Consider the following 25,211-nt stretch of genomic DNA (forward strand, 5'->3'; position numbering starts at 1 on the left):
TGATCGAGCGTCGCCGAGCGGCCACCCGCGTCCTGACCCTCGCGGCAGGCGCGGCGCTCGCCGCGGTGCCTCTGCACCTGTGGGCGGGCGCGCGGGCATACGACCAGCTCGGGCGTTCGCGGCGCTCGATCTCCCTCGCCACCCCGTGGCGCAAGATCTACGAATGGTTCGGGGGGCAGTTGCCGGATGCGACGTGGCGCTCCCTGCTGTTCGTCCTCGCGGGCCTGACCTGTCTCGCGCTGGCCTGGCTGGCTTGGCGCGTGCTTTGCACGCAGGCGTGCGAGGTGGACACGCCCGTGATGCTCGCGCTGGCGCTGTCGATCGGGTATGCGGCCGGCGCGCCCTATGTGCTGCCGTGGTACGACCAACTCGTGTGGGCACTGCTGCCCGTGGTCGCGGCGGCCGGTCTGCTGGAGCGGGTATGGATCGTGCGCAGCCTGATCCTGGCGCTCGCCTATGTGCCCGGCCGGGTGGTCGGGATGACGCCGGGCGTCGAAGAGGTGACGCTGATGTGGCGCCGCGACATGGCTCCGCTCGCGGCCGTGCTCGTATGGATCGCGCTGGTGGTGGCGTCCCGGTCGGCCTGCCGGCCCGCGTCCGTCACCCCCAGGAGGCCTGCGCGAAGCCCGCGGCAGCCACCGGCTCCACGTCGGTGAACCACACCTCGGGCTTCGGCGCGTCGTATGCCGCGTGGACCGGGCAACGGCTCAGTCCACGTGCCGGAAACCCGCCGCCTCGGCCGCCTCACCGTCGGTGAACCAGACGTGCGGCTCCGCTGAGCCGTATGCTGGATGCCCTTCTGTCACATAGGTTTTGGTGTCCTCCCACGCCATGACGGGGTGCCCGAGCGGCATGGCGTCATCGTGGATCGGCGCGGCCGAGCCGACGCTATAGCCGCCGTCGACCACCTCCTCGAACTGCGATACCCGCCGGTCGGCGGCACCGGCGGCGGACTGCTGCTCGGCGTTCTCGCCCTCGGTGACCAAAGTGCCCTCGGCGTCCCATACCTGGGGGCCGCCGGCATCGTCGGCGGTCCAGTCGCCGGCCTGCCGGAACTCCCCGCCGGCGGCGATATCGTGATTGGCCGGGTCGTGCTCCGCGGCGAACTCCTCCGGGGAGAGCCGGTTGCCGCCCTCGCCGGGTAGCTCGTGCCCGGCCTCGCCGGGGTCGCCGCCGCCATCCCGATCTTCGCGCCGTTCGTCGCGCTGCTCGTCGGAGGGGGCCGGGGTCTGTGCCGCGTCGGGGGGCGGGGTTCCCGGCGCGCCCTCGGCGTCGTTAAACACTTCAGTGTTGTTGCTGGACCCGAGTGCCGGGGTGCCGGAGTTCGCGGTCTCGTCGTCCGCCTGCCGATCGAGGTCATCGAGCGCGCGCTCGGTGCGCTCGTGCGCGTCGTTTGCGAGGGTGGCATCTCCGGCTCGGGGATCGCTGTCCGGCGTCCCGGCTGGGCCGTCGACACCCTCGCGCGCGACGTTGTCGCCGCCCGCCGGGGGTTCCGCGGAGTATGCGGTGGCGCCTGATAGCTCGCCGGTGCCCAACGGCTCGTTGCCGCTCGTGTCATCGATGGAGGTCATGACCGTCACCCACCCTTGTCAGTGATCGTCGGATATCTCGATGTCGTACTTGTTGGCGGCCCGCTTGATGCGGCCCTTGATGGTCTCGACCTCGTCGGCGTCGTACTTGTCCGCGTTGGCCTGCTTGTTGATGTAGGACCACGCCGCACGGACATGCTCCTCGGAGTCGATGGGGTACTTCTTGTTCGTTGGGTCGGCGAACGTGACATCGCCGTGTTCGCGTTCCCCATCGCGGGGGTTGACGTCGTCCCGACGGGAGATGTGGTTGCTCACACACCGACGGTAGGGCCGTGAGCACCGTCACAGGCCTCTTGTGACCCGGCGAATTGACCGCCTCGAGCACGTGGGTCGCCACAGCTCGGCCCTGCCGGCAGCCCCCTCGGCTTAGGTTGTGTCCATGCCGATGCAACCTCTCGAGCTGCCCGGGCCGCATGGCGACTGGGCTCAGTTCGTCGACGACTTGGTCGAGTGCGGTCTCGCCGATGCGCGCCGGATCGCCACCGGCCTGAAGGACGGGGCACCGCGATCCGCCCATGAGGTGCTGGATCGCTGGAACGACTCGTCCATCGCCGTGTCGACGGCGGGCGGGGTCGCGGGGTTGCTCGCGCAGGTGCATCCGGAGGTGGAAGTCCGCACGAGGTCCGAGGCCGCGCTGCAAGAGCTGGCCAAGTTCGGGTCAGAGCTGTCTTTGGACAAGGAGCTGTATGCGGTCTTCGCCGCGGTCGACGGCGGTGGACTGGATCCCGAAGCGGCTCGGCTGCTCGCGAAGGTGTTGCGTGACTTCCGGCGCTCCGGCGTCGACCGCGACGACGCGACCCGTGACCGGCTCAAGGCGATCGACGAGCGCCTGACCGTTCTCGGACAAGACTTCTCGCGCATCATCCGCGACGATGTGCGGACCATCCGGATCGCTCCTGAGCGTCTGGACGGCCTGCCCAAGGACTACGTCGACGCTCACCCGCCCGGCGACGACGGATTGGTGGCGATCACGACCGATTATCCCGACCTCATCCCCTTCACCACGTTCGCACACGACGGGGCGGCGCGGCGGGAACTCCATACGGCCTTTCTCAACCGGGGCTGGCCGGACAACGACCCGGTGCTGCACGAGATCCTGGACCTGCGCCACGAAATGGCGACGCTCCTCGGGTATCCCGACTGGGCCGCATACGACGCCGAGGTCAAGATGATCGGCACCGGGGAGGCGATCGGCGAATTCATCGAGCGCATCACGGACCTTGCCGACGCGCCGGGTCGGCGCGATCTCGCAGTGCTGCTGGCGCGCGCCCGGCAGGACGATCCCGGCATCGAGGCGCTGACCGCGGCCGACAACGCCTACTACAGCGAACTGGTGCGTCGCGAAGACTACGAGGTGGATGCCCAGGAGGTGCGTCGCTACTTCGACTTCGCCAAGGTGAGCGCCGGCTTGTTGGACGTGACGGGCCGGCTCTTCGGCGTGAGTTACCGGCCGCGCGACGACGCGCCGGTCTGGCACGAGGCGGTCACGGCGTACGACGTGCTGCGCGGCGACGAGATGATCGGGCGGATCTATCTCGACCTGCACCCGCGCGAGGGGAAGTTTAAGCACGCGGCGCAGTTCGGGCTGGTCAGCGGGGTGGCCGGCCGGGATCTGCCGGAGGGGGCGCTGGTATGCAACTTCCCGACTGGGCTCATGGAGCACACGGATGTGGTGACGCTGTTCCACGAGTTCGGGCACCTGGTCCATCACGTGCTGGGTGGCGCACAGCGGTGGGTGCGCTTCAGTGGCGTTGCGACGGAATGGGATTTCGTCGAGGCGCCCTCGCAGATGCTCGAGGAATGGGCCTGGGATGCCAACGTGCTGCGATCGTTCGCGACCGACGCGGACGGGGTGGCGATCCCCGGGGAGCTGGTGGCCAAGATGGTCGCGGCGCACGAGTTCGGCAAGGGCCGGCACGCGCGGACGCAGATGTTCTATGCGGCGACTTCCCTTGGGCTGCACCGCGATCGACCCGCCGACCATACGGCGTACGTCGCCGAGTTGCAGGAGCGATATGACCTGCTCGCCCAACTGCCCGATACCCACTTCCAGGCCGCGTTCGGCCACCTCGACGGCTACGGGTCGGGCTACTACACCTATATGTGGAGCCTGGTCATCGCCAAAGACATGTTCAGCGCCTTCGACGGGACAAATCTCTTCGACCCCAAAGTTGCCGAACGCTACCGCGATCGCGTTCTGGCACAAGGCGGCCGCGCGGATGCGGCCGACCTGGTCGCCGACTTCCTCGGCCAGCCGTATTCCTTCGACACCTTCGGGGAATGGCTCGCCCGCTGAAGCCACAGGTCGCCTAGGCCAGGGCAGCGCCCAGGACGCAGGCGGCCAGCCCGAGGGCGATGCTGATCACGACGTTGCCGACGGCCCGGCCGCCCGCCCGCTCATCGAGGAGGCCGACGGTCTCGCTGCTGAACGTGCTGTAGGTCGTCAGGGCGCCACAGAATCCGGTGCCGAGCAGGGCTGCGAGATGACCCTCGGTGCGACCGAGGATCAGGCCGAGGAGGAAGCTCCCGGCGACATTGACGACAAGGGTGCCCCATGGGAAGCCGCGGCCGGCCACGCGGGCGACGACCCGGTCGGTCAGGTAGCGGCCCAATGCGCCGACTGCGCCCCCGATGGCGACGAGGAGGACGGTCACGCTGTGCCCTCCTCGGCAGGTGTGGGCAGGTCGCCGGCCTCGTCCTCACGCGGGAGCGGCCAGCCGAGGATGCGGTGCATCGCCTGCACACCGAGCCAGCAGGCGCCGATCGCAGAGACGGGTGTCAGGACGAGATAGCTTGCGGCAGCGAGGCTTTCGCCCGACGTCCAGAGCGCACGCGTGTCGTAGGCGAAGGTGGAGAAGGTGGTGAAACCACCGAGGAAACCGGTGCCGAGGAAGGGGCGCAGCAGCCGATGCGCCGGCCGTCGCACGACGAAGCACACGAGCAGTCCCATGAGAAACGACCCCACGGCGTTGACGATGAGGACCGCATCGGAGACTCCGCCCCAGCCGACGTCGACCGCGCGCGTCAACCCGTCCCAGGAAGCCACGGCATACCGCGCGACGGCCCCCAGCGCTCCGCCGGCCGCGATCGCCGCCAGGATGTCGCCGGCGAGCGATGGGTAGCGACGGCGGGCGGACGGCATACGACCATCCTGCCAAGCGGTGGTGTCAGCCGCCGAAGCCGGCCATCGCGGCCACTCGCTCGGCCAACTCCTCGTCGACCCGGATGGGGCTACCGTCGACCTCGACGATCGGCGAAGGGCCACGGCCTGAGGAGACGAGCCAGACGCCGTCGGCGGTCAGCAGGTCGCCGGCGGGGACGAGTTCGACGCGGACAGGCATCCCGGATTCGGCTGCGGCAGCGAGGATCTCGTCGACGGTGACGCTGGCGAGGATGCCGGTGTCACCGGTCGGCGGAGTGCGCATGACGCCATCGGTGACAACGATGAGCCCCGCTGTCGGGCCGTCCATGGCGAACCGGTCGGTGCTGACGAAGATGGCGTCATCGGCGCCGCGCCGCTTGGCCTCTCGCGCCGCGGCGACATTGCCGACATAGGACATTGTCTTGACGCCACCCAGCAGCCAGGGCGCGTCCTTGAAGGCATCCGAGGGCCGGCCACTGGTCAGCGTCACCGCGCGCAGGGCGCGGGGGACCCGGCCTCGGGGCCTGGCCGGCTTCTCGGTGATCGACAGCAGGGCCAACGGCCCGGCGTTGGGAGCCCACTCGCGGCCGCGGGTCAGCACGAGCTTGAGGACGGCCTCGCCGGACCCGTGCCACGCGACCAGCGCCTCCGCGACGAGGGCCTCCCATGCGTCCCGTGTCGGACCGGCGATGTCGAGCGCGGCGGCGGAGGCGTCGAGCCGGTCGAGGTGCTCGCTTAAGTTGACGACCCGCGCTGCCCCGTCGGTGTCGGTGAGCACACGCGCCGAGTCGAAACAGCCGTCCCCGCGGGCGAATCCGAGGTCGTCGACGGTGACCACCGGTTCGTCCGCACCCACGACACCGCGGCCCAGAACCGCCACGAGATGAGCGCTCATCGCGTAATTGTCTCGCGGGCCTTCGTGGCGTGACTAGGTCAGCAGGCCGTTCTCCCGGGCCAGATTGGCGATGCCGACCCGCCCGGTCGCGTCCAGCTTCGTCGTGATCGCCGACACCTGATTGCGCACGGTCTTGTCCGAGATGCCGAGACGATCTGCGATCTGCGAATTGGTCGCGCCGGTGGCGACGAGCAGGGCGATCCGCACCTCCCGCGGCGAGAGTTGCCGAAACGGTCCGCCGGTCATGCCCCGATCCGTCCGAGCGACCCCGAGTTGCTCCCCCAACACCACCCCGCCGTCCGCGACGGTGCGCAGCGCGGCGACCAGGTCTTCGGGCGGGGTGTCCTTGAGCAGGTAGCCGGTCGCCCCGGCGTCGAGGGCCGCGCGCACCAGACGCGCGTCGCCATCCATCGTCAAGACGACCGAACGACAGCCGGGGGCGTATGAAGTGAGGGCCTTGATGACGCTGGTCCCGATGCCGTCGGGGAGTTTCAGATCGACGACGGCAAAGGTCGGCGACGCGCTGTGGATGATCGTCAGCGCGTCGCCGACCGTGGCCGCCTCGCGGATCTCTCCGGCCCAGCTTTCCCCCGTCAGCAGGGCCACCAGCCCGCGGCGGACCACGGGATGGTCGTCGACGACGAGCGTCAAACGGTGCGGATCAGGCGAGGCGGTCACGAGTACAGCCTCACCCGATCGTGGGCCCATCGACCGGGACAACGTCCCGGCTAGTGCGGGGCTGCGCGGCGCGCGGGCTGGCTGAGAGCGGCAGCACCACCCGCACTGTGGTGCCCTCGGGTGTGCCGGAGATCTCGCACGACCCACCAAGTTCCTCGGCCCGGGCCCGCATGCTCACCAATCCCACCCCGGCCCCCGGGCCGGCCTGAACACCCGGGCCGTCGTCCCCGACCAGGAGCACCAGGTGTTGTGCCGCCCGGACGGACACGGTGCACCGGGTGACGCCGACCGCGTGCCGAGCCACGTTCGTCACCGCCTCGGTGACGATGCGGTAGGCGGCAATCTCGACGGCCGGCGGCATGGGCGCCAGCTCGGCCGGCGCGTCGAGAACGACCTCGCAGTCCGGAAGGAGCCCGTGTGCGGCGTCCTCCAAAGCCGTGACGAGGCCGCCGTCGAGGGCCGCGGGACGCAGTCCGTCGATGAGTTCGCGCACCGTGGTGCTCGCTGTGCCGAGGTCAGCCGAGGCACCTGCGACCAGATCCGCACGGCGAGCGTCGCTGCCCGCCCGAGCTGCGGCCGCCAGTTGCATCCGGGCGCCGACCAGCAGCGGCCCGAGCCCGTCATGCAGGTCATTGCGCAGGCGCACGCGCTCCTCCTCACGCGCCGACACCAGTCGTTCGCGAGCCCCCTGGACATCGAGCGACAGCAGATAGGCCTCTGCCACCCGAGCAGCGTGACGCGCGACGGTCTCGACCAGGCGCGTCTCGGTGCCTGGGCCCGATCCGGGGCGCGAGGGACCTTGTCCCGGCCGCTGTTTCCGCCGCGTGACGAAGCGCATGACGCAGGCGCATCCGGACGCGAGCAAGCGTCCGTCAGGGGATGGGCGCAGCCGCGTCCTCGGCGTCGGGAGCGCCGGCGAACTGGGCGGCATACAGGCGGGCGAAGGCGCCGCCGGCAGCCAGCAGGTCGGCGTGCGAACCCTGCTCGACGATGCGGCCGTCCTCCATGACGAGGATCAGGTCGGCGTCGCGGATCGTCGAGAGCCGATGGGCGATGACGAAGCTCGTGCGGTCCTGGCGCAGGGCCTGCATGGCGTGCTGGACCAGGAGTTCGGTGCGGGTGTCGACCGAGGAGGTGGCCTCGTCGAGGATCAGCAGGGCCGGGTCGGAGATGAACGCCCGGGCGATCGTCAGGAGCTGCTTCTCCCCGGCGCTGATATTGCCCGCCTCGGAGTCGAGCTTGGTCTCATAGCCATCAGGCAGCGAGTGCACGAACCGGTCGACGAAAGTCGCCTCGGCGGCCGCCCGAACCTCGGCGTCGGAGGCGCCGGGTTTGCCGTAGGCGATGTTCTCGCGAATCGTGCCCTCGAAGAGCCAGGTGTCCTGCAGGACCATGCCGATCTCACCACGCAGGTCGGCGCGGCGCATCGACGCGATATCGATGCCGTCCAGCGTGATCCGCCCGCCGTTCAACTCGTAGAAGCGCATGATCAGGTTGACCAGCGTGGTCTTGCCGGCACCGGTCGGGCCGACGATCGCCACCGTCTGCCCCGGCTCGACCACGAGATCGAGGTGCTCGATGAGCGGGCGGTCGGGGGTGTAGGAGAAGGAGACGTCCTCGAACGCGACCCGGCCGTGCGGGTCCTCGACGTGGACGGCGTCCGCGGCGTCCGCGATCTGTTCCGGCGCGTCGAGCACCTCGAAGACCCGCTCGGCAGAGGCGACACCGCTCTGCATGAGGTTGGCCATTGAGGCCACCTGCGTCAGCGGCTGGGTGAACTGGCGGGAGTACTGGATGAACGCCTGGACGTCACCGATGCTCATCTGCCCGTGGGCTACGCGAAGCCCGCCGACGACGGCGACGATGACGTAGTTGAGGTTCCCGACGAACATCATCATCGGCATGATCAGGCCGGAGACGAACTGCGCCCCGAAAGTGGCCTTGCGCAACTCCTCGTTCTTGACGCCGAAGTCGGCGCTCGCCTGGGCGCCACGGTTGAAGACCTTGACCAGGCCGTGGCCGGTGAAGGTCTCCTCGACGATCGTGTTGACCTCACCGGTGGACTTCCACTGCTGCACGAAGTGCGCCTGGCTGCGCTTGCCGATGACGGCGGTGATACCGATGGAGACCGGGATCGTCACCAGCGCGATGATGGCCAGCAGCGGGGAGACCCAGAGCATCATGACGAGCATGGCCATGACCGTCAGAAAGCTGGTCACGAGCTGGCTGAGGGTCTGCTGCAGCGACTGGCCGATGTTGTCGACGTCATTCGTCACCCGCGAGAGCAACTCACCGCGCGGCTGAGAATCGAAGTAGGACAAGGGCAGCCGGCTCAGCTTCTCCTCGACGTCCCGCCGGAGCCGGTAGACCGCGCCGTTGACGACACGCACGATGATCCGGGCCTGCACCCACGAAAGCAGGCTCGCCACGGCATACAGGGCGAGCACGATCAAGAGGATCCGGCCGAGGGCCGTGAAATCGACACCCTGCCCCGGGACGAGGTACTTCATGCCCGACACCATGTCGGCCACCTGATCCTTGCCCTGCGCGCGCAGAAACGCCACGGCCTGCTCGACCGTCATGCCGTCCGGGAGCACCCGGCCCACGGCGCCGGAGAAGACGTAGTCGGTGGCGCGGCCGAGGATCTTGGGGCCGAGCGCGTTGAGGATGACGGACACGAGCGCGAAGGCCAGGGCGAGCCACAGTAGCGGCTTGTCGCGGCCCATGAAGCCGATCAGCCGGCGCGCCGACGGCCCGAAGTTCCGGGACTTCTCACCGGGCTGGCCCATCCGCATGTGCGGGGGCCCGCTGCGCTGCGCGGACCCAGCGGCGCCGCGACGCTGCTCCGCGGCCTTCTCCTCTTCGGTGAGTATGCGGTCAGCCATGGCTATGCTGCCTCCTCGGTGAGTGCCTGGGAGGCAACGATTTCGGCGTAAGTCGGGCAGGAGGCGAGCAGCTGCTCGTGCCCGCCGATACCGACGACGCGGCCGTCGTCGAGGACGATGATCTGGTCGGCGTGCATGATCGAGGACACGCGCTGGGCGACGATGATCACGGTTGCGTCGCGGGTATGCGGTCGCAGCGCCGCGCGTAGGCGTGCGTCGGTTGCGACGTCGAGGGCGGAAAAGGCGTCGTCGAAGAGATAGACCGCCGGCCGGCGCACGAGGGCGCGGGCGATGGCGAGCCGTTGGCGTTGTCCGCCACTGACATTCGTGCCGCCCTGGCTGATCGGGGCGTCCAGGCCGCCGGGCATGGCCGAGACGAAGTCCTCCGCCTGGGCGATGCGCAGGGCCTCCCACAGTTGCTCGTCGGTGGCCTCCTCGTCGCCGTAGCGCAGGTTGCTCGCGACGGTGCCGGAGAACAGGAAGGGCCGCTGCGGGACGAGACCCAGGTGCCGCCAGAGGTCCTCGAGAGGGACCTCCCGCACGTCCCGGTCACCGATGCGGACCGATCCGTCGGTGACGTCATAGAGGCGGGGAATCAGGTCGACGAGTGTCGTCTTGCCGGAGCCGGTCGAGCCGATGATGGCCGTCGTCTGGCCCGGGTTCGCCTGGAAGGTGATGTCGTGCAGCACAGGCTGTTCGGCGCCCGGATAGGAGAAGTCGACCATGTCGAACCGGACCGGCAGCCGCCCGTCCTCGAGGCCCGGCGCGTCCGGCGTGTCGATCACGCTCGACGGAGTCTGCAGCACCTCGGTGATGCGTCCCGCCGAGACGGACGCCCGCGGGATCATCATCGACATCATCGTCGCGAACATCACCGACATGAGGATCTGCATGAGGTACTGCATGAACGCCGTGACGGCGCCGACCTCCATCTGGCCGGCGTCCACCCGCTTGGCACCGAACCACCACACCGCCACCGACGCCAGGTTGAAGACGAACATCACGAGCGGGAAGACGGAGGAGAAGAGTTTGCCGACGGCGACGGCCGTGCCGGTGTAGGTGGTGTTCGCGTCGTCGAAGCGTTTCTCCTCGACGTCTTCGCGGACGAAGGCACGGACCACCCGGATGCCGGTGATCTGTTCGCGCAGAATGCGGTTCACGGCGTCGACGCTCTCCTGCATCCGCCGGAACCACGGCAGCATCTTCACGACGATGGAGCCGACGATGATGCCGAGCAGGGGCACCGAGACCGCGACGAGCCAGGACAGCCCGACGTCCTCGCGCAGCGCCATGAAGATGCCGCCGATCATCATGATCGGAATCGACATCATGAACATCAGGCCCATGTTGACGACCAACTGAACCTGCTGGACGTCGTTGGTGTTGCGGGAGATCAGTGTGGGGGCGCCGAAGCGCGAGACCTCCTGGGCCGAGAAGCTCGTCACGCGACCGAAGACCTCCCGACGCAGATCGCTGGCCATCCCCGCCGAGGTGGCCGATGCCTGTCGCGCGATGGCGACCGTGGACAGGATGTTGACGAGCGAGACGGCGAGCATGATCGCGCCGAGGCGCATGATCTCGCCGGTATCCCCTAGTGCCACACCGTCATCGATGATCTGGCCGTTGAGCGAAGGAAGATAGAGCGTGGTCGCGGTCGAGACCAGCTGCAAGGTGAGGATGGCGGCGACCGCACCGGCATACGGACCCAGGTGGGTGCGGATCAGTCTCCACAGCATGTGGGTCAGCCTTTCTTTCGGGAGCCGTCGAGGACGAGGGTCGTGATGCCGGCGGCCGTGAGCAGTTCGCCGTCGGTGATGTGCGAGTTGCCTCCGGCGAACGCGAGAAGCCGGATATAGCGCACCACCTCACGCGGGGGGAGGGTCAACTCCTCGGCAAAGGGGGCCAGCACCTCCATTTGCGCGGCCGCGAGGCGGGCGATCCACTCGGGGCGCGGTTGGTGTTTCGGCGGGCCGTGGATGCCGAGCACGGTCATCAGCGAGAAGACCTGGGCGAACCGCTCGAGCTGCGCCTGGGCGAGCCAGTGCACGGCCTCGTCCAGACTCGCCGGCGATGGCAGTGCCTCCAGCGCGGCGATGAACGGCTCCATGTCCAAGGCCGCCTCGAAGACGGCGTCGATGACGTCGTCCTTGGTCGCGAAGACCCGGAAGATCGTGCCTTCGGCCACACCGGCGGCCTCGGCGATCTGCCGGGTGGTCACCGCCCGGCCCTCGGCGAGCACCAGGGGCAGCGTGGCCGCGACGATGGCGGCCCGCCGATCGTCGGGGGCCAGAGCCGGCGCGCGCGGGGTCACCCGATGATGATAAGTGAGTGAGCACTCACTCACAACTCCTGGCTCGCGCCACTTGGCGCGCAGCGGGCACCATCCGGCGACCGCGCCGCATACCCTCCTCGGTGCACCAACAGCGCACACGGCACGATTGGCCCCATGGCACTCGATGTCGAGTTGGCGGAGATTCGGGACTTCCTGGCGGCCCAGGAACCCTTTGCCGATCTTCCGCAGGAGGCGCTGACCCGGCTGGTGCCCCGGCTGACGGTCGAGTACCACCGCCGCGGGACGGCGATCATGACGCCCGGACGCGACAGCGTGCACCTGTATGTCGTGCGTTCCGGGGCTGTGGACATGCGCGATGCCATCGGGACGCTCGTCGACCGCGGCGAGGTCGGCGACTGCTTCGGCTCCACCACTCTCCTCGGCGGCAACCCGTCGACGTTCAGCGTCGTCGCCATCGAGGACACCCTCACCCTCGCGATGGGGGCGGCGACCTTCGCCGAGTTGTGCAACGACCATCGCGAGTTCGGCGAGTTCTTCGACGCCCAGCGCACCCGCCGGATGGCCGGGGCGGTCGCGGCCAAGCAGGCGAGCGCCTCGGGGGGCGCGATCCTCAAGACGCGGATGTCCGAACTCGCGCGCAAGGCACCCATCACCGTGTCGGTGCGCGCGAATGTGCGTGAGGCGGCGCAGGTGATGTCCGACGCCGGCGTCTCCTCCCTGCTCGTGATGGACGGCGAACGGCTGGCGGGCATCATCACCGACCGGGACCTGCGCAACCGGGTGCTGGCCGCCGGCCGGGACGGCACCACACCGCTCGCCGACGTCATGTCCGCCAACCCGGTCACCGCCCGCGCGGACGGCTTGGCGTTCGAGGCGATGCTCGAGATGGTGGCGCGCAATATCCACCACCTGCCGCTGATGGACGGCGACCAGGTCATCGGCGTGGTCACGACCACCGACCTGATGCGCCTGGAGCAGGCCAACCCGGTCTATATCGCCGGGGACATCGCCAAGCAGAAGGACTCCGCCGGCGTGGCCGCCGCGGCGGCTCGCTTGCCGCGGGTCGTGGAATCCCTTGTGGCACAAGACGCCAGCGCCGCAGACATGGGCCGGATCGTCACCTCCGTCGGCGACGCGGTCGAGCGCCGGCTCATCGCCCTGGCCGAGGAACGCCTCGGCGCCCCGCCGGTCCCCTATTGCTGGGTCACGCTCGGCTCGCGCGCCCGCATGGAGCAGGCACTTGCGGCCGATCAGGACAATGCGCTGATCATCGACGATGCCGCACAGCCGGCCGACCTGGACTACTTCGCCCAGTTCGCGGAACTCGTGACGGGCTGGCTCGTCGAAGCCGGCTACCCGCGCTGCCCCGGCGACGTCATGGCGACGAACCCGAAGTGGCGCATCACCCTGCGCGAGTGGAAACACGTCTTCGGCGAGTGGCTGAATGCGCCGGTCCCGGACGCCATCCTGCGCGCGAGCATCTTCTTCGACATGCGCCCGGTCGCCGGGGACGCGCAGCTGTATGCCGAGCTGGACGACCTCGTGCGCTCGCAGGCGCCGTCGTCGAAGCGATTCCTCTCCCACCTGGCCGGTGCGGCGGTCGCCAACGAGCCGCCGGTCGGGTTCTTCCGCGGGTTCGTCCTCGAAAAGGAGGGCGAGCACGCCCACACCCTGGACATCAAGCGCGGCGGCGTCGGCGCGGTCGTCGACCTCGCCCGGGTCCACGCTCTGGCACTCGGACTGCCGGCTCGCAACACCGACGAACGCATCGCCGGTGCCGTGGCGGCGAAGGTCATGGGTGCCGCGCGGGGAGCGGACCTGCGGGATGCCTTCGAGTTCATCTCGTATGTCCGGATGAGTCACCAGGCCGCCCAGGTCAAGGCGGGCACACCCCCCGACAACCACATCAGCCCGGACGAGTTGAGCTCCTTCGACAAGCGGCACCTGCGTGAGGCGTTCGGGATCGTCCGCTCGGCTCAGTCGACCCTCGGCACCGTCTACGGCACCGGGAAGCTCGGCTGAGCCGGCGTGCTCACCGGGGGGAACTGATGGCGTGGTTCGGGCGGGGACGCGGGGAAGCCAAGGGCCTCTCGCGGCTGGCCCAGGCCGGCGGCCCCGTAGGGGCGTATGCCGCAGCCGGGCTCCCCGACCCCGCCACCCCGGCCGCACACCTGCGCCTGCTGGCCCTCGACGTCGAGACGACCGGGCTCGACCCGGCGAAGGACCACATCCTCAGTGTCGGATTCGTCCCGGTCAGCGGCCGGGCCATCACCCTGGACGGCGCCGGACAGGTCCACGTGCGCCCTCCCGACGGCCACGAGGGCGTCGGCGCGAGCGCGACCGTTCACGGGCTCACCGACGATCAGGTCGCGGAGGGCGTCAGCGCCCGGGAGGCACTGGACCTCGTGGCCGCGGCACTGACCGGCCGCGTCCTCCTCGCGCACCACGCCCCGATCGAGGTCGGCTTCCTCTCGGCGGTATGCCGCGCGGCATACGGCTGCGACCTGCCCGTCCGCGTCATCGACACCTTGGCCCTCGCCCAGCGCGCCTATCCGGCGCACGTCGAGCCGCCGCCCGGGGCGCTGCGGCTGTGGAGCGCCCGGGCGCGCTTCGGCCTACCGGTGTACGGCGCCCACGACGCCTTGATGGATGCGCTCGCGTGCGGCGAGCTCTATCTCGCCCAGCTGGCCGAGCTGGAGGCGACCAGTTCGCGCCCGGTCACGCTCGCCCGGCTCGCGAGCTCCCCGTAGCGACGCAGTGCCGGGGCGGCTTCGCGGAAAGATCAGGCTTCGCCGGGAGATCAGATGGACATCGAGTCCAGGCGGTCGAGGGCCGACTCCCAGTGCGCGGCGAGCCAGTCGCGGTCGGCAGCCTCGTCGAGGTGGTCGTGGACGATCTCGAGGTCGGTCTGCTCGCCCTCGGGACGCAGGTGCACGTCGACCAGGGTGGCGGGAGCGTCGGCGTCAGCGTGCCAGCTGAAGCGGATCTGCTCCATCGGATGGAAACTGCGGGTCACGCCGTAGGTGCCGTCGGCTGCGTGCCAGCTCTCGCCCTTGGATCCGAGCTCGCCGCCCTCGCCCAGCAGGGCTTCGGCGCCATGGGGGGCCATCAGCGCGCCCCAGACGCTCGTGACGGGGTGGTTGAGCACCCGGCTGACGCGCACGGCATCGGCCTTCTCGGCGGGTGCCTCGCTCACGGTGTCCATCGTCATCGATGCCACGTCCTTTCACCATCGGTGGCAGGAGGCCGGCCGGTGCCGGCCTGTGCTTTCCGACCCTACGCCTTGGAGCCGACAGCGGGAAACAGCCGGCCGTGCCCAACGTCATAGCCCCGCGCTGAGCGGTCGCTTAGTCGCGCGTTGTTGAATAGGGGGAAGCGGCCGGCGCTCGCCGGCGGACCGATCGATGACGACGGAGAGCAGCTGATGGAGCGTGGCTTGAGCGCCGAGGAGGCGCAATTCCGCCAGGAAATGCGGGAATTCTTCACCACGAAGGTCCCGCAGGAGATCCGCGACAAGGTCGCGGCGGGCGAGGAGTTGACCAAGGAGGACCTCGCGACCTCCCACAAGATCCTCAACGAGCACGGGTGTGCCGTCCCTCAGTGGCCCGTCGAGTGGGGCGGCCAGGACTGGAGTGATCTGCAGCGCTACATCTGGCTCGACGAGATGCAGCTGGCGAACGTCCCCGCACCCTTACCGTTCAACGCGAACATGATCGGCCCGGTCATCGCCACCTTCGGGTCGGAGGAGATGAAGAAGCGCTTCCTCCCACCGACCGCCGCGCTCGACATCTGGTGGTGCCAGGGCTTCTCCGAGCCGGAGTCCGGCTCCGACCTCGCCTCGCTGCGCACGACCGCCGTCCGCGACGGCGATGAGTATGTCGTCAACGGCCAGAAGACGTGGACCACCTTGGGCCAGCACGCCGACTGGATCTTCAACCTCGTGCGCACCGATCCCAATGCCCCCAAGCAACAGCAGGGCATCTCGATGCTGCTGATCGATATGAAGACCCCTGGAGTCACGGTGCGGCCGATCCAGCTCATCGACGGGGGCCACGAGGTCAACGAAGTTTTCTTCGAGAATGTCCGCGTGCCCGCGGATCAGCTTGTCGGAGAAGAAAACCGGGGTTGGGACTATGCGAAGTTCCTGCTCGGCAACGAGCGCGTCGGCGTGGCCCCGACCGGGTGGATCAAGCGCAAGCTGGCGTCCGCCAAGGAGTATGCCGCGTCCGTCGCCGCCGGCGACGGCACTCTCCTCGACGACCCGCTGGTCTCGGCCCGTATCGCCGAGTTGGAGTGCGATCTCGCGGCGCTCGAGCTGACCGTGTTGCGGGTCGCCGCCAACTCCCATGGCGGCAAGCCCGATCCGGCGTCCTCCATCCTCAAGCTGCGCGGGAGCGAGTTGCAGCAGGACGTCCTCGAGCTGATCGCCGACATCGCCGGTCCGTCCTCCCTGGCGTGGAGCGACGCGGACGGCAGCGAGGTGCCGGAGTGGGCGCACAACGCCACCCCGGTCTATCTCAACTTCCGCAAGGCGTCGATCTATGGCGGATCCAATGAGGTCCAGCGCGGCGTCATCTCCAGTGGCATCCTCGGGCTGAAGGGCTGAGCAGCAATGGATTTCAAGTTCACCGACGAGCAGGACTCCCTGCGCGAGGCCGCCCGCGACGCGATCGGCCGCAATCGCACCGAACCCGTCCCCGGCGACGCCGTGCACAACGAGAAGATGTGGCAGGCGCTCGCCGAACTCGGCGCACTCGGCCTGCCCTTCCCCGAGGACGCCGGCGGCATGGGCGCCGGACCCATCGAGGCGATGATCGTGGCCGCCGAGCTGGGACGCGTGGGTGCGCGGACGGCATACGCAGACACGCTGATGGCCGTCACCCTCCTCGGCCAGGACGAGCTGGCCGGCGCCGCGATGGAGGGCAGCCGGCTCGTTGTGCCCGCCCTCTATGAGCCGATGCGTGCCTGGTCGCCCGAGCCGGCGCGTGTCACCACGGACGGCAGCGCCCTGGAGGGCGTCCGAGAGCCGGTGCCCTTCGCTGCCGCCGCACCGGCGGTCGTCACCACCGCCCGCGGCGACGACGGCATCGCCGTCTACGCGATCGAGTCGCCGACCTTCGACGGTGCGCGGCTCGACCTCGCCGGGCAGAGCGCCCGCCACGTCGGCGGCGATGCCCACCTGCGGCAGGCCCTCAACCTCGGAACGCTCGTGCTCGCCGGTGAGGCTCTCGGCGCGATGGAGTCGGCGCTCGGCCTGACGGTCGAATATCTCAAGAGCCGCAAGCAGTTCGGCGTCCCGCTGATGAAGTTCCAGACCCTAACCCAGCGCGCCGCGGACATGTATACCTCGCTCGAACTTGCCCGCAGCGCAATCTATTTCGGCGCGATGAGCCTGGCGGAGGACCCCGAGGACGACCTGACGATCTCGCGGATGAAGGTCATCACCGGCAAGGCCGGCAAGCACATCGGCCAGGAGGCGATCCAGCTGCACGGCGGCATCGGCATGACCGCCGAATACGCCGTGGGCCATTACACCGCCCGCCTCACCGAGATCGAGCACAGCCTCGGAGACACCCGCTACCACCTGGGCCGGCTCGCCGCGCGAGTCAAGGACTACGGGGCCCTCGACCTGGTCGGCTGAACCCTCACGTTGGGTCCGGCGTTCGGCGGTCACCGCCCGCCGGACGCCGGACTCAACGAAGCACCAGGACGCTCGTCAGCGTGGGGTCGGAGGCGTAGGCGATCCGGGCGCCGGAGGTCTGCGCCTCGCGCAAGGCCGTGAGGACCGCCGGGGTGATGCGCTCGCCGGGGGCGAGGACGGGTATGCCGGGCGGGTAGGGCGCGATGAGTTCGGCGCTCACCCGACCGACCGCCGCCTCGGATTCGACGACCTCTCGCCGGGCGAAGAAGGCCTCGCGCGGAGTGCGGACCGGTTCGGGAACGACACGGTATGCCGCCATCCCGGCCGGCTCGTGCGGCTCGCCGCGCTCCGCCTCGATGGCAGCGATCATGTTGTCCGCCAACGATTCCAGGTCTTCGGCCGTGTCGGCGAGCGTCACCATCGCGACGATGGTGTCGCGGTCGGCCATCTCGACCGGACGGCCACGGTCCAGGAGACGATTCTCGACGGCGACACCGACGGCGCCGGTGCCGCTCAGCACCAGAGTCAACTTGAGCGGGTCGACACCCGGGCCGTCGAGGACGAGCAGTCCCGGCACGCCCGCCAGCCGGTCCCGGGTCGCACGGACGGCTCGGAGGACCGCGCCCACGAGTTCGGCGCCGTCGCGTTCGAGGAGCGCGCGACTGGCGTCGATGCTCGCGAGGATGGAGCCGGCCGGACTCGTCGTGTGTGTCGCCTCGACCGCGGCCTCGAGGCGATCCGCGTCGATCCGGTTGCCGCGCACCAGGATCAGCGCACCTTGACTGTATGCCGTGAGCGCCTTGTGCGCGCTCGTCACCAGCGCGTCGGCACCGGCGGCGAGAGCGTGTGGCGGCAGGTCGGGATGGAAACCGAAGTGCGCGGCCCATGCCGCGTCGATGATCAGCGGGACGTCGTGGGCGTGGGCGACGTCGGCCCACGCGGCGATGTCGCCGTGGGTGCCGACATACGCCGGATCGGTCAGGAAGACACCGGCGAGGCGTCGAGAATCTGCTGCAGCACAGGCTGTTTCGACTGCCTCCACGGCGATCGGCAGGGGCAGGCCGGTCTGCGGGTCAACGTCGGGGGTCACCCAGACCGGCTCGAGCCCGGCGAGCACGAGAGCGGTGACGAGCGAGCGGTGCGCCGACCGGGTCAGCACGACGCGGTCACCCGGGACGCCCACGGCCAGTGCGAGGGCCTGGTTGCCGTGGGTCGAACCGCCGACCGAGAACCGGCACCGGTCGGCGCCCCAGAGCCGGGCGGCGCGTCGTTCGGCCTCGGCGAGCGTGCCCTCGGTCACCTTCATCGTGTCGAGCCCCGCATAGAGGGGCACATCACCGGCGATCACGTCGCCGACCAGGTCGATGCGGTGCTTGTGCCCCGGGATGGTGAAGGCGTGAGAGGTGTTCTCCTGGAAGGCCAACCACGCGTCGAGGAGGGGCGCCTCGGAGCGCAGACCGCGCGGGTCGGTGGGCATCAGCCGTCGGCCTCGCGCTTGGCGAGCAACTCGGCCGCGGCCTGCCGGGTCTTGACCGCGGCGGCCATTGCCTCCCGTGCCTGGGCGTCGGCGGCGAACAACTCCTCGCTCTCGGCCTCGGCACGCGCCAGCTCCGCGCCGAGCTCGGCGATGCGGCCCTTGATCGCGTCGAGACGTTCGCTGCTCTCTCGCACCGCAGCCTTGGCGCGCGCGACCTCCGCGGCGGCTTGCGCGTAGGCCTGCGCCGCCTCCTCGATCAGGGCCTCCGGATCCCCCTCCTCCACAGGCCCCTGCTCCTCGGGCTCATCCTCCGGCTCCGGCTCGTCCTCGGGCTCGGGCTCCTCATCAGACTCATCCTCATCCTCATCCTCAGGCTCATCCTCAGGCTCGGGCTCCTCCTCAGGCTCGTCCTCAGGCTCGGGCTCGGGCTCCTCCTCCTTTGGCTCAGGCTCGGGCTCGTCCCCCTCGGGCTCGGCCTCGGGCGGAGCCTCGCCCGGTTGCTCGTCGTCCGCGACCTCGGACGTGCGGATGAGGCGTAGCAGCCGGCCGGTCGTGGTGGCGACGACGGCGTCCTCGAGGTCCACCTCACCGAACCCCGAATAGTGCAGGGCCCGGGTCAGGGCACCCGACGTGACCGCCTCGGACGCCTCGGCACTCGCCAGGGCCGCGATCACCGAATCCCGGATCTCGTCGGCGGCGGGTCCGCTGAGCGAACTGCCGCCGCCGGCGCTGATCTCGCCGGCGCCGGCGAGCACATCGGCGATCAGTTGGTCGCGCGCAGGGCGCAGCGCCGTGATGGCCGTTCCGTGCAGATTGGCTTGTGCCGCACGCAATTGCGCCCCGACGCTCTCGATCTCCTCAACCAGATCCGGCCGGGCCCGGACGAGCTGGTTGAGGGTCCAGGCCGCGACGCTCGGTTTGCGCAGCTTCCCCAGGCGCGCGGCGAGCGCCTTGTCCTTGTCCGCCTTGGCCTGGGCGACCAGCGAGGTGCGTGTGGCCATGAAGTCGGCCAGCGGGACGGCATACAGCCGCCCGACGGCGGCGGCGAGCCGCCCCCCCCCCGCCTCGTCAGCGCCGGCCTCAGCCATCCATCTGCACTTCCCCGCGCCGGGCGCGCGCGACGGCGTCGAGTTCGGCGAGCCGGGCCGCGGCGGCATACGTCTCCTCGCTGGGGCGCAGGGCACCCTGGGCGGCATCCAGGCCGGCATACAGCTGACGGGCGAGGCGCTCCACCTCGGCGGGATCCAGGCCGTACTCACGGGCGCCGTCGAGGCTCCGGGCGCTCAGCAGGTCGGGGATGGAGAAGGTCGGCGCCGAGCCGGGCACGCACGGACCTTCGACGATCTCCACGGCAGCCCCGGCCTCGGGCGAGATCCCCTTGGCCGCCAGGGCGGACGCGACCACGTCGGCGTATGCGTTGTGCCCCAACGAGTTCGGGTGGAACGATCCCTCGACGGGCCAGCTGACGCCGTTGATCCATTCGGGGTCGTCGCACACAGCGTGACCGGCGAACCGGGTCCCGACACCGGCATACCGGATGCCCGCCCGGCGGGCAGCAGCGGCGATGACCGAACCGAGTTCGTCGGCGGCGGCGTTGAGTCGTTCCATCTCGTGTGGTGAGAAGAAGGTCGCGAGATTGCAGTCGACACCTTTGAAGAGCCGCGGGTATGCCGTCGCCACGACATACGCGTTCGGCGCGCGACCGGTCACCTCGGCGAAGAGCTGGTCGAGACGCCCCGGCAGCACCTGCCGCATCGCGATCAGGGCGTGATCGATGCTGACATCGGAGTTGGCCATCCAGCCCGGTTCGGCGGCGGCGATGAGCACGGGAACGAAGCCGATGTCGTTGCCGCCCACGGTGACCGATACATGGGTCGTATCCGGCCCGAGCGGGGCCACCTGGTGGGCCAGGACATCGGCGACAACGGCACCGAGACACGCGTTGTAGGCGACATCGAGACCGAGCCGCCGGGCCACCTGCACGGGGTAGCCGTCATCGGCGCGCCAGCACGCATTGCGGCGCGCGGCGCCCCCGACGCCCGCGGCATACGAATCTCCCAGCGCGACATATCGCATGGCCCTAACCCTGCCTGCCGACTCTCTGCGACGCAACGCCGGGCAGGCGTCCAGGCGGAGAACCTTTCGGCCCAGGCGGAAAGGCTCGCGCCGTGCCCCACGCGGTGGTGGGCTCGGGGGGTCCGCTCATCGAAACAGCAGGAGGATGACGATGACCCGCTTCCGCACCGCCCTCGCCGCGAGCGCAGGAGCGCTCGCACTGTCCGTCACGCCCGTCGCCCTGGGAGCCAGCGGTGACGCGCCGCGGGGCTGCAAGAGCTTCGAGGCCACCTTGGCCCAGCACCTGAACGCGATCGGCGATCGCGACCTGGCGGCGTTGGAGCCCACCGTCGACGACTCCGTCACCCTGATCTTCCCGAGCGGACGCATCCGCGACGGCAAGGAGGCCTTCATGGCCTTCCACGAAGCCTGGTTCGCCGACCTCACGTGGCGCCAGCCCGTCGAGGTGATCCGCACCAACGTCCAGGGCTGCAAGACCGCGTGGGTGCTGGTCGACTACCACTACCAGGACCTCGACGACGCCGGAAATGTCATCTCCGACTCGCACGCGATGTTCGCGCTCACCTGGACCTTCAAACAGGGCCGCTGGGTCGTCATCGCCGACCAGAACACCCCACTGGCCAGCTGACCCGGCCCCCGGGACGAGCGCTCGGCTGCCGGTGACCGGGAAGCCGGCAGCCGAGTCACCCAGACCGTCAGCGCCCAGTTCGAGCGGCCGAACCCCAGCCGGAGCCACTCCACACGAGTCATCCCCGAGCGGATCGGCTCAGCCCACCCGCTCCGATACGACACTGCGCCCGGCGCGCTGCCGGTCGACCAGGCCGGCCTCGTGCAGGACCGACAGGTGGGTCGAGACGGTGGAGAGGGGCAGGTCGAGGCGCCGGGCCAGTCCGCTGGTGGTGATCGGGCCGGCCAGCCCGTCGAGCACGCGGGCCCGGGTGGCGCCCAGCAGCCGTGCCGTGGCGTCGCCGCCTGCTCGGCGCTCGGGGTCCCCCGGGAGGGGATAGAAGATGCCGTGGTCGCGGGCAGTGGTTCGTCGATGAGGTAGGCCGACGGGATCAACGTCAGCGTGCCGTCGGCCGCCATGGCCTCGTGGACCCGCACGGGTTTGTCCAGCACGATGCTCGTGCGCTCGCCGGCGAGCCACGAGACGCTCGGGTGCAGGGCACCGATCGTGCTCGCCCAGCCGACGGCTCCGACAGCGCTCGCCCGGCGGACGGTCTCCATCCGCAGCTCCCGCTCCAGAACGGGCCACGACTCGGCCAAGGTCAGCTGCCAGATTCGATGCACGGCTCGGGCCGCATCACGTCCCAGGGTGCCCGCCTCGAGGCTGCGTATGACGCGCGGCGCCGGACGCGTCAGCAATGCCACCTCTCGCGCAAGCTGGCTCTGCGGTTGCGCCGCGATGGCCTCCAGTTCGTCGGCTAGGCCCGCCACGTGGCGATGCGGACCCACACCGACGATGGGGAGAATCCCCCGGCCTCGGGGTGGCACCAGTTCGCGCAGCAGCGCGCCGTCCTCCGTGGCGAGGGCACGCACGGTTTCGCGCACGGGGCCGCGCCGGGTCGGGTGCCGCCGGCCGGATGCTGCCAGCCGGAGCAGTCCCATCAGCTGGTTGACCGGAGATATGTGGAAGCGGGCGGAGGCCAGGGGCGCGACTGCGACGTCGAGGACCTTCACGGCGACTCCCCCAACCGCCCGTCGGTGATCTCGAGGACCCGGTCGGCCAGGCTGAGCAGGATCGGGTCGTGGGTGGTGACGATCGCGGTCATGCCGGTCTCGCGCACCAGACGGCCGATGAGGTCCATGATCTCGCGAGCCGTCGCCGAGTCGAGCTGGCCGGTGGGCTCGTCCGCCAGCAGAAGCCCCGGCCCGCCGACCAGGGCGCGGGCGATCGCCACCCGCTGCTGCTGGCCACCGGACAGTTCGGCGGGTGTCTGGTTGGGATGCTGCTCCAGACCGACGTGGGCCAGCGCCGCGCGCACCCGCTCCTCCCGGTCCGTCGGGTCGATTCCCTTCAGCCGCAACGGGATCCCGACGTTCTCGGCGGCGGTCAGGATCGGCAGCAATCCGAACCCCTGGAAGATGTACGCGACCTGATCGCGACGGAGCGCGAGCAGCTCATCGTCGGACATCGCGGTGACGTCGGCTCCGCCGACCCGGATGCGCCCGCTGTCGGCTCGGTCCAGACCGCCGAGCACATTGAGCAGCGTCGTCTTGCCCGAGCCCGACCGGCCCTGGATCGCGAGGAACTCGCCCGGCGGGACCGATAGCGACACCTCGTGCAACGCCGTCACCGCCGTCTCGCCGCTGCCATACGTCTTCGTGACGGTCTCGACCTCCACGAACGGGCCGGAGGACACCGCTGACCCGCGCGCACCCGGCCGCGTGTGCCTGCCCGGCCCCTCCTGCGGCCCCGGATCCTGCGGCCGGGGATCCTTCCGACTCGCGTCCGCGCCGAAGATGACGTCGTCGCTGTAACTCTCCTCGCGGCCATACCGTCCGCGGTAACCCTCACTCATCGCCGGCCTCCCGTCCCGGCCGGTCCGGCCAGACCCCGATGTGGTCGCTCTCCAGGTCGAGGCGCACCCGGTCCTTCATCTCCAGGGTGGTGGTGAACTCCCGCGGCAGCTGCAACCGACCGGCCCGGTCGAGGACGGCATACTCCTCGGCGATCACCGACTCGCCGCCGTGCTCGTCGATCGCGGTGCGGCGCAACACTTCCGAGGAGGTGCGCCCGTCCCGGATGCCGACCGTCCGCTGCACGTGCTCACTCACCAGTGGGTCGTGCGTCACCACGACGACCGTCGTCCCATAGGTCGCATTGGCTCGCTCGATCGCGGCGAAGACCTCCTCCGAGCTCTGGTGGTCCAGCTCACCCGTGGGCTCGTCCGCGAGCAGCACCCGGGGCTCGTTGGCGAGCGCGACGGCCAGGGCGACCCGCTGCTGCTGGCCGCCGGACATCGCTGCGAGCGGGCGGTCGGCGACCTGCGGTATGCCGAGCAGCTCCAGCAGCTCACGGGACCGGTCCCGGCGTTCACCTTTCGGCATCCGCGCGAGCGCCATCGGCATCTCGATGTTCTCGCTCGCGGTCAGGTAGGGCAGCAGATTGGCTGTCGCTTGCTGGAAGAGGAAGCCGACGGTCTCGCGGCGATAGGTCACGCGGTCCCGGGAGGACATGGCGAGAAGGTCCGAGCCGGCCACCCGGGCCACGCCGGCACTGGGGATGTCGAGTCCGGAGAGGATGTTGAGGAGCGTCGACTTGCCCGACCCGGACGCCCCGACGACCGCGATGAGCTCGCCCTGCCGCACGGTCAGGTCGAGGCCCTGCAAGGCGACGACCTCCACGCCTTCGGACTTGAAGATGCGAACGAGGTTGTCGCAGAGGATCTCCGGATCCTCCCGCCCGGTCGCGGCGGAGGGGATCGTGGCAGCAGTGGTCATCGGTGGTCTCCTCGCAGGTGGGCGGCGAGCGATCGGGAACGAGTACGGATGCCGTCGACGATGACGGCGAGCAGGGTGAGGAGAAGGAGGGCGGCTGCCACCAGAAGAGCCCCCAGCCAGGAGGTGTGCACAGGCGGGTGGGGCGTGCCCCCGACGAAGGGCCCCAGATCGATGGCCTTGGCCATCACCCCCGGCAGGACGATCCCGATGGCGACACCGGCGAGGATGGCCGCGCAGGCTGCGGGGACGACCTCGAGGGCACCGAGAAGCCAGTCGCGGCGCCGCCGCAACCCGAGGACGCGCATCCGCATGAGCGCGTCGACCCGCTCGGGCCGGGTGCGGGCGAGCGTGACACCAAGGGCCAGGACGCTGAACAGGCCGGCCAGCGCGAACCCCGCGATGCCCAGTCCACGCACCAGCGTGGGCAGGGCCTGCCCAGCCGTATGGGCAGCGAGGGCACGCCGGTCGATCACCCGCTCGGCGAGTCCCACCGGCGGGTCGGCGGCGATCCGCGCCATGGCCTCGGGGGTGCCGGTGACGAAGGCCGTGTTGGGCTGCAGATAGGGCTGTCCTGCAAGGAGTTCCGCCCACGGCAGCATGACGACGGGGACCGTGGTTGCGGTGGTGGTGGCGCGCCGCAGCGCCGGCACCACCCGCGTCGTCGTGAGCTTGCGGAAGTCCCCGTTCACCCTCACTTCCAGCAGGCTGGTGCCCGGCCGCAGCGGTTCGCTGGTCAAACCCGTCAGCGCGTCCACGCTGCCGCCCGCGCCGGACGGCGAGAAGGCGAGCGGCGTGCCGGCCAGGCTCGCGGCATACGCAGGCACGTCGACCCCGATGACGGTGACAGCCTGCACTCCCGACCCCGCGCGGCCGGTCACGCGCTCCCCCGTCGAGACCAGCGCGGGCACCACGGACCTCACCCCGGGGACGGCCCGCAGAGCGTCGAGATCACCGGGATCGACCCGGACGGCATCGACGCGCAGGTCGGCGCCGGTGGCTTGGTATGCCGCGGCGGCCCGGCCCTGGTCGATGCTCGCGGAGAGGCTCGCCAGGAAGGTCGCCACCGTGGCCGCCACGACCAACCCGGTGAG

Annotated in this window: 25 protein-coding genes; 7 read left to right on the top strand and 18 right to left on the bottom strand. The window is 70.1% G+C overall.

Features of this window, described 5'->3' with window-relative positions; all coding sequences use genetic code 11:
- The coding region (locus BN11_RS23850; protein WP_048698491.1) for a hypothetical protein at positions 1–656 on the top strand (656 nt) is incomplete at its 5' end.
- A gap of 51 nt (positions 657–707) precedes the next feature.
- Here the strand turns inward: BN11_RS23850 and BN11_RS13595 are convergent.
- Positions 708–1,571 (bottom strand): sunset domain-containing protein, encoded by an 864-nt coding sequence (locus tag BN11_RS13595; protein ID WP_157044158.1) that lies wholly within the window; start codon positions 1,569–1,571, stop codon positions 708–710.
- A gap of 18 nt (positions 1,572–1,589) precedes the next feature.
- Positions 1,590–1,844: a DUF6582 domain-containing protein gene (locus tag BN11_RS13600; protein WP_048698494.1), complete on the bottom strand. Its 255-nt coding sequence runs from the start codon at positions 1,842–1,844 to the stop codon at positions 1,590–1,592.
- 124 nt (positions 1,845–1,968) lie between these two features.
- On the opposite strand from BN11_RS13600, the gene BN11_RS13605 reads away from it, so the two are divergent.
- Complete coding sequence (locus tag BN11_RS13605) at positions 1,969–3,885, top strand: M3 family metallopeptidase (protein WP_048698496.1); 1,917 nt, start codon at positions 1,969–1,971, stop codon at positions 3,883–3,885.
- Between the two features lie 13 nt (positions 3,886–3,898).
- On the opposite strand, the gene crcB is transcribed toward BN11_RS13605, so the two are convergent.
- The 8 genes from crcB to BN11_RS21335 form a co-directional block, all read right to left on the bottom strand.
- Positions 3,899–4,243: a fluoride efflux transporter CrcB gene (gene crcB, locus BN11_RS13610; protein WP_048698498.1), complete on the bottom strand. Its 345-nt coding sequence runs from the start codon at positions 4,241–4,243 to the stop codon at positions 3,899–3,901.
- On the bottom strand, positions 4,240–4,731 hold the full coding sequence (locus tag BN11_RS13615) for a fluoride efflux transporter FluC (protein WP_048698501.1): 492 nt from the start codon (positions 4,729–4,731) through the stop codon (positions 4,240–4,242). Before BN11_RS13615 ends, crcB begins: the two co-directional genes overlap by 4 nt.
- Before the next feature lie 25 nt (positions 4,732–4,756).
- Entirely contained in the window at positions 4,757–5,626 is an 870-nt protein-coding gene (locus BN11_RS13620; protein WP_048698503.1) for an aminodeoxychorismate lyase, read from the bottom strand.
- A 33-nt stretch (positions 5,627–5,659) separates the two neighbouring features.
- Complete coding sequence (locus BN11_RS13625; protein WP_048698505.1) at positions 5,660–6,304, bottom strand: response regulator; 645 nt, start codon at positions 6,302–6,304, stop codon at positions 5,660–5,662.
- Between the two features lie 10 nt (positions 6,305–6,314).
- Positions 6,315–7,028 carry a sensor histidine kinase gene (locus BN11_RS13630; RefSeq protein WP_053084107.1) on the bottom strand — a complete coding sequence of 238 codons (714 nt, stop codon included), beginning with the start codon at positions 7,026–7,028 and terminating at the stop codon, positions 6,315–6,317.
- Positions 7,029–7,176: 148 nt separating this feature from the next.
- Entirely contained in the window at positions 7,177–9,189 is a 2,013-nt protein-coding gene (locus tag BN11_RS13635) for an ABC transporter ATP-binding protein (RefSeq protein ID WP_048698507.1), read from the bottom strand.
- Between the two features lie 2 nt (positions 9,190–9,191).
- Positions 9,192–10,925 (bottom strand): ABC transporter ATP-binding protein, encoded by a 1,734-nt coding sequence (locus BN11_RS13640; protein WP_048698509.1) that lies wholly within the window; start codon positions 10,923–10,925, stop codon positions 9,192–9,194.
- A 5-nt stretch (positions 10,926–10,930) separates the two neighbouring features.
- Positions 10,931–11,500 carry a TetR/AcrR family transcriptional regulator gene (locus BN11_RS21335; RefSeq protein ID WP_053084108.1) on the bottom strand — a complete coding sequence of 190 codons (570 nt, stop codon included), beginning with the start codon at positions 11,498–11,500 and terminating at the stop codon, positions 10,931–10,933.
- 135 nt (positions 11,501–11,635) lie between these two features.
- Here BN11_RS21335 and BN11_RS13650 point away from each other — a divergent pair, with 135 nt between their 5' ends.
- Both BN11_RS13650 and BN11_RS13655 read left to right on the top strand, forming a co-directional pair.
- Positions 11,636–13,504, top strand: coding sequence for a DUF294 nucleotidyltransferase-like domain-containing protein (locus BN11_RS13650; protein ID WP_048698513.1), 1,869 nt, complete (start codon positions 11,636–11,638; stop codon positions 13,502–13,504).
- 26 nt (positions 13,505–13,530) lie between these two features.
- On the top strand, positions 13,531–14,232 hold the full coding sequence (locus BN11_RS13655) for a 3'-5' exonuclease (RefSeq protein ID WP_083433755.1): 702 nt from the start codon (positions 13,531–13,533) through the stop codon (positions 14,230–14,232).
- A gap of 50 nt (positions 14,233–14,282) precedes the next feature.
- On the opposite strand, the gene BN11_RS13660 is transcribed toward BN11_RS13655, so the two are convergent.
- Positions 14,283–14,687 carry an SRPBCC family protein gene (locus BN11_RS13660; protein ID WP_407668004.1) on the bottom strand — a complete coding sequence of 135 codons (405 nt, stop codon included), beginning with the start codon at positions 14,685–14,687 and terminating at the stop codon, positions 14,283–14,285.
- A 219-nt stretch (positions 14,688–14,906) separates the two neighbouring features.
- On the opposite strand from BN11_RS13660, the gene BN11_RS13665 reads away from it, so the two are divergent.
- Both BN11_RS13665 and BN11_RS13670 read left to right on the top strand, forming a co-directional pair.
- Positions 14,907–16,088, top strand: a complete 1,182-nt coding sequence (locus BN11_RS13665; protein ID WP_048698518.1) for an acyl-CoA dehydrogenase family protein — start codon at positions 14,907–14,909, stop codon at positions 16,086–16,088.
- Between the two features lie 6 nt (positions 16,089–16,094).
- Positions 16,095–17,123, top strand: a complete 1,029-nt coding sequence (locus BN11_RS13670; protein ID WP_048698519.1) for an acyl-CoA dehydrogenase family protein — start codon at positions 16,095–16,097, stop codon at positions 17,121–17,123.
- A gap of 52 nt (positions 17,124–17,175) precedes the next feature.
- Here the strand turns inward: BN11_RS13670 and BN11_RS13675 are convergent, their stop codons facing one another.
- The 3 genes from BN11_RS13675 to BN11_RS13685 are packed head-to-tail and all read right to left on the bottom strand — an operon-like array spanning position 17,176 to position 20,676.
- A complete protein-coding gene (locus BN11_RS13675; RefSeq protein ID WP_048698521.1) occupies positions 17,176–18,600 on the bottom strand; it encodes an aminotransferase class I/II-fold pyridoxal phosphate-dependent enzyme in 1,425 nt (474 codons plus the stop codon).
- A complete protein-coding gene (locus BN11_RS13680) occupies positions 18,600–19,688 on the bottom strand; it encodes a hypothetical protein (RefSeq protein WP_048698523.1) in 1,089 nt (362 codons plus the stop codon). Before BN11_RS13680 ends, BN11_RS13675 begins: the two co-directional genes overlap by 1 nt.
- A complete protein-coding gene (locus BN11_RS13685; protein WP_048698525.1) occupies positions 19,681–20,676 on the bottom strand; it encodes an SGNH/GDSL hydrolase family protein in 996 nt (331 codons plus the stop codon). Before BN11_RS13685 ends, BN11_RS13680 begins: the two co-directional genes overlap by 8 nt.
- 151 nt (positions 20,677–20,827) lie before the next feature.
- Here BN11_RS13685 and BN11_RS13690 point away from each other — a divergent pair, with 151 nt between their 5' ends.
- Positions 20,828–21,304, top strand: a complete 477-nt coding sequence (locus BN11_RS13690) for a YybH family protein (protein ID WP_162213238.1) — start codon at positions 20,828–20,830, stop codon at positions 21,302–21,304.
- Between the two features lie 138 nt (positions 21,305–21,442).
- Here BN11_RS13690 and BN11_RS25895 read toward each other — a convergent pair whose 3' ends face one another.
- From BN11_RS25895 to BN11_RS13705, 4 genes are all read right to left on the bottom strand, one after another.
- Positions 21,443–21,604 (bottom strand): ArsR/SmtB family transcription factor, encoded by a 162-nt coding sequence (locus BN11_RS25895; RefSeq protein ID WP_201329264.1) that lies wholly within the window; start codon positions 21,602–21,604, stop codon positions 21,443–21,445.
- A 748-nt stretch (positions 21,605–22,352) separates the two neighbouring features.
- Entirely contained in the window at positions 22,353–23,198 is an 846-nt protein-coding gene (locus BN11_RS13695) for an ABC transporter ATP-binding protein (protein ID WP_083433758.1), read from the bottom strand.
- The gene (locus BN11_RS13700; RefSeq protein WP_048698529.1) at positions 23,191–24,120 is read right to left on the bottom strand and encodes an ABC transporter ATP-binding protein; all 930 of its coding nucleotides are present in this window, start codon (positions 24,118–24,120) and stop codon (positions 23,191–23,193) included. The genes BN11_RS13695 and BN11_RS13700 overlap by 8 nt, the downstream gene beginning before the upstream one ends.
- The coding region (locus BN11_RS13705) for an FtsX-like permease family protein (RefSeq protein WP_048698531.1) at positions 24,117–25,211 on the bottom strand (1,095 nt) is incomplete at its 5' end. The genes BN11_RS13705 and BN11_RS13700, both read right to left, overlap by 4 nt.

Source organism: Nostocoides australiense Ben110, from assembly GCF_001050535.1.
GTDB lineage: Bacteria > Actinomycetota > Actinomycetes > Actinomycetales > Dermatophilaceae > Nostocoides_A > Nostocoides_A australiense.

Bases quoted from the DNA above. Each gene is read 5' to 3' on its own strand.
- BN11_RS13605 (WP_048698496.1), top strand. From the start codon at position 1,969: ATGCCGATGCAACCTCTCGAGCTGCCCGGGCCGCATGGCGACTGGGCT.
- BN11_RS13675 (WP_048698521.1), bottom strand. From the start codon at position 18,600: ATGCCCACCGACCCGCGCGGTCTGCGCTCCGAGGCGCCCCTCCTCGAC.
- BN11_RS13670 (WP_048698519.1), top strand. From the start codon at position 16,095: ATGGATTTCAAGTTCACCGACGAGCAGGACTCCCTGCGCGAGGCCGCC.
- BN11_RS13650 (WP_048698513.1), top strand. From the start codon at position 11,636: ATGGCACTCGATGTCGAGTTGGCGGAGATTCGGGACTTCCTGGCGGCC.
- BN11_RS13695 (WP_083433758.1), bottom strand. From the start codon at position 23,198: ATGAGTGAGGGTTACCGCGGACGGTATGGCCGCGAGGAGAGTTACAGC.
- BN11_RS13640 (WP_048698509.1), bottom strand. From the start codon at position 10,925: ATGCTGTGGAGACTGATCCGCACCCACCTGGGTCCGTATGCCGGTGCG.
- BN11_RS13620 (WP_048698503.1), bottom strand. From the start codon at position 5,626: ATGAGCGCTCATCTCGTGGCGGTTCTGGGCCGCGGTGTCGTGGGTGCG.
- BN11_RS13680 (WP_048698523.1), bottom strand. From the start codon at position 19,688: ATGGCTGAGGCCGGCGCTGACGAGGCGGGGGGGGGGCGGCTCGCCGCC.
- BN11_RS13665 (WP_048698518.1), top strand. From the start codon at position 14,907: ATGGAGCGTGGCTTGAGCGCCGAGGAGGCGCAATTCCGCCAGGAAATG.
- BN11_RS13615 (WP_048698501.1), bottom strand. From the start codon at position 4,731: ATGCCGTCCGCCCGCCGTCGCTACCCATCGCTCGCCGGCGACATCCTG.
- BN11_RS13655 (WP_083433755.1), top strand. From the start codon at position 13,531: ATGGCGTGGTTCGGGCGGGGACGCGGGGAAGCCAAGGGCCTCTCGCGG.
- BN11_RS13660 (WP_407668004.1), bottom strand. From the start codon at position 14,687: ATGGACACCGTGAGCGAGGCACCCGCCGAGAAGGCCGATGCCGTGCGC.
- BN11_RS13700 (WP_048698529.1), bottom strand. From the start codon at position 24,120: ATGACCACTGCTGCCACGATCCCCTCCGCCGCGACCGGGCGGGAGGAT.
- BN11_RS13635 (WP_048698507.1), bottom strand. From the start codon at position 9,189: ATGGCTGACCGCATACTCACCGAAGAGGAGAAGGCCGCGGAGCAGCGT.
- BN11_RS13690 (WP_162213238.1), top strand. From the start codon at position 20,828: ATGACCCGCTTCCGCACCGCCCTCGCCGCGAGCGCAGGAGCGCTCGCA.
- BN11_RS13685 (WP_048698525.1), bottom strand. From the start codon at position 20,676: ATGCGATATGTCGCGCTGGGAGATTCGTATGCCGCGGGCGTCGGGGGC.
- BN11_RS13595 (WP_157044158.1), bottom strand. From the start codon at position 1,571: ATGACCTCCATCGATGACACGAGCGGCAACGAGCCGTTGGGCACCGGC.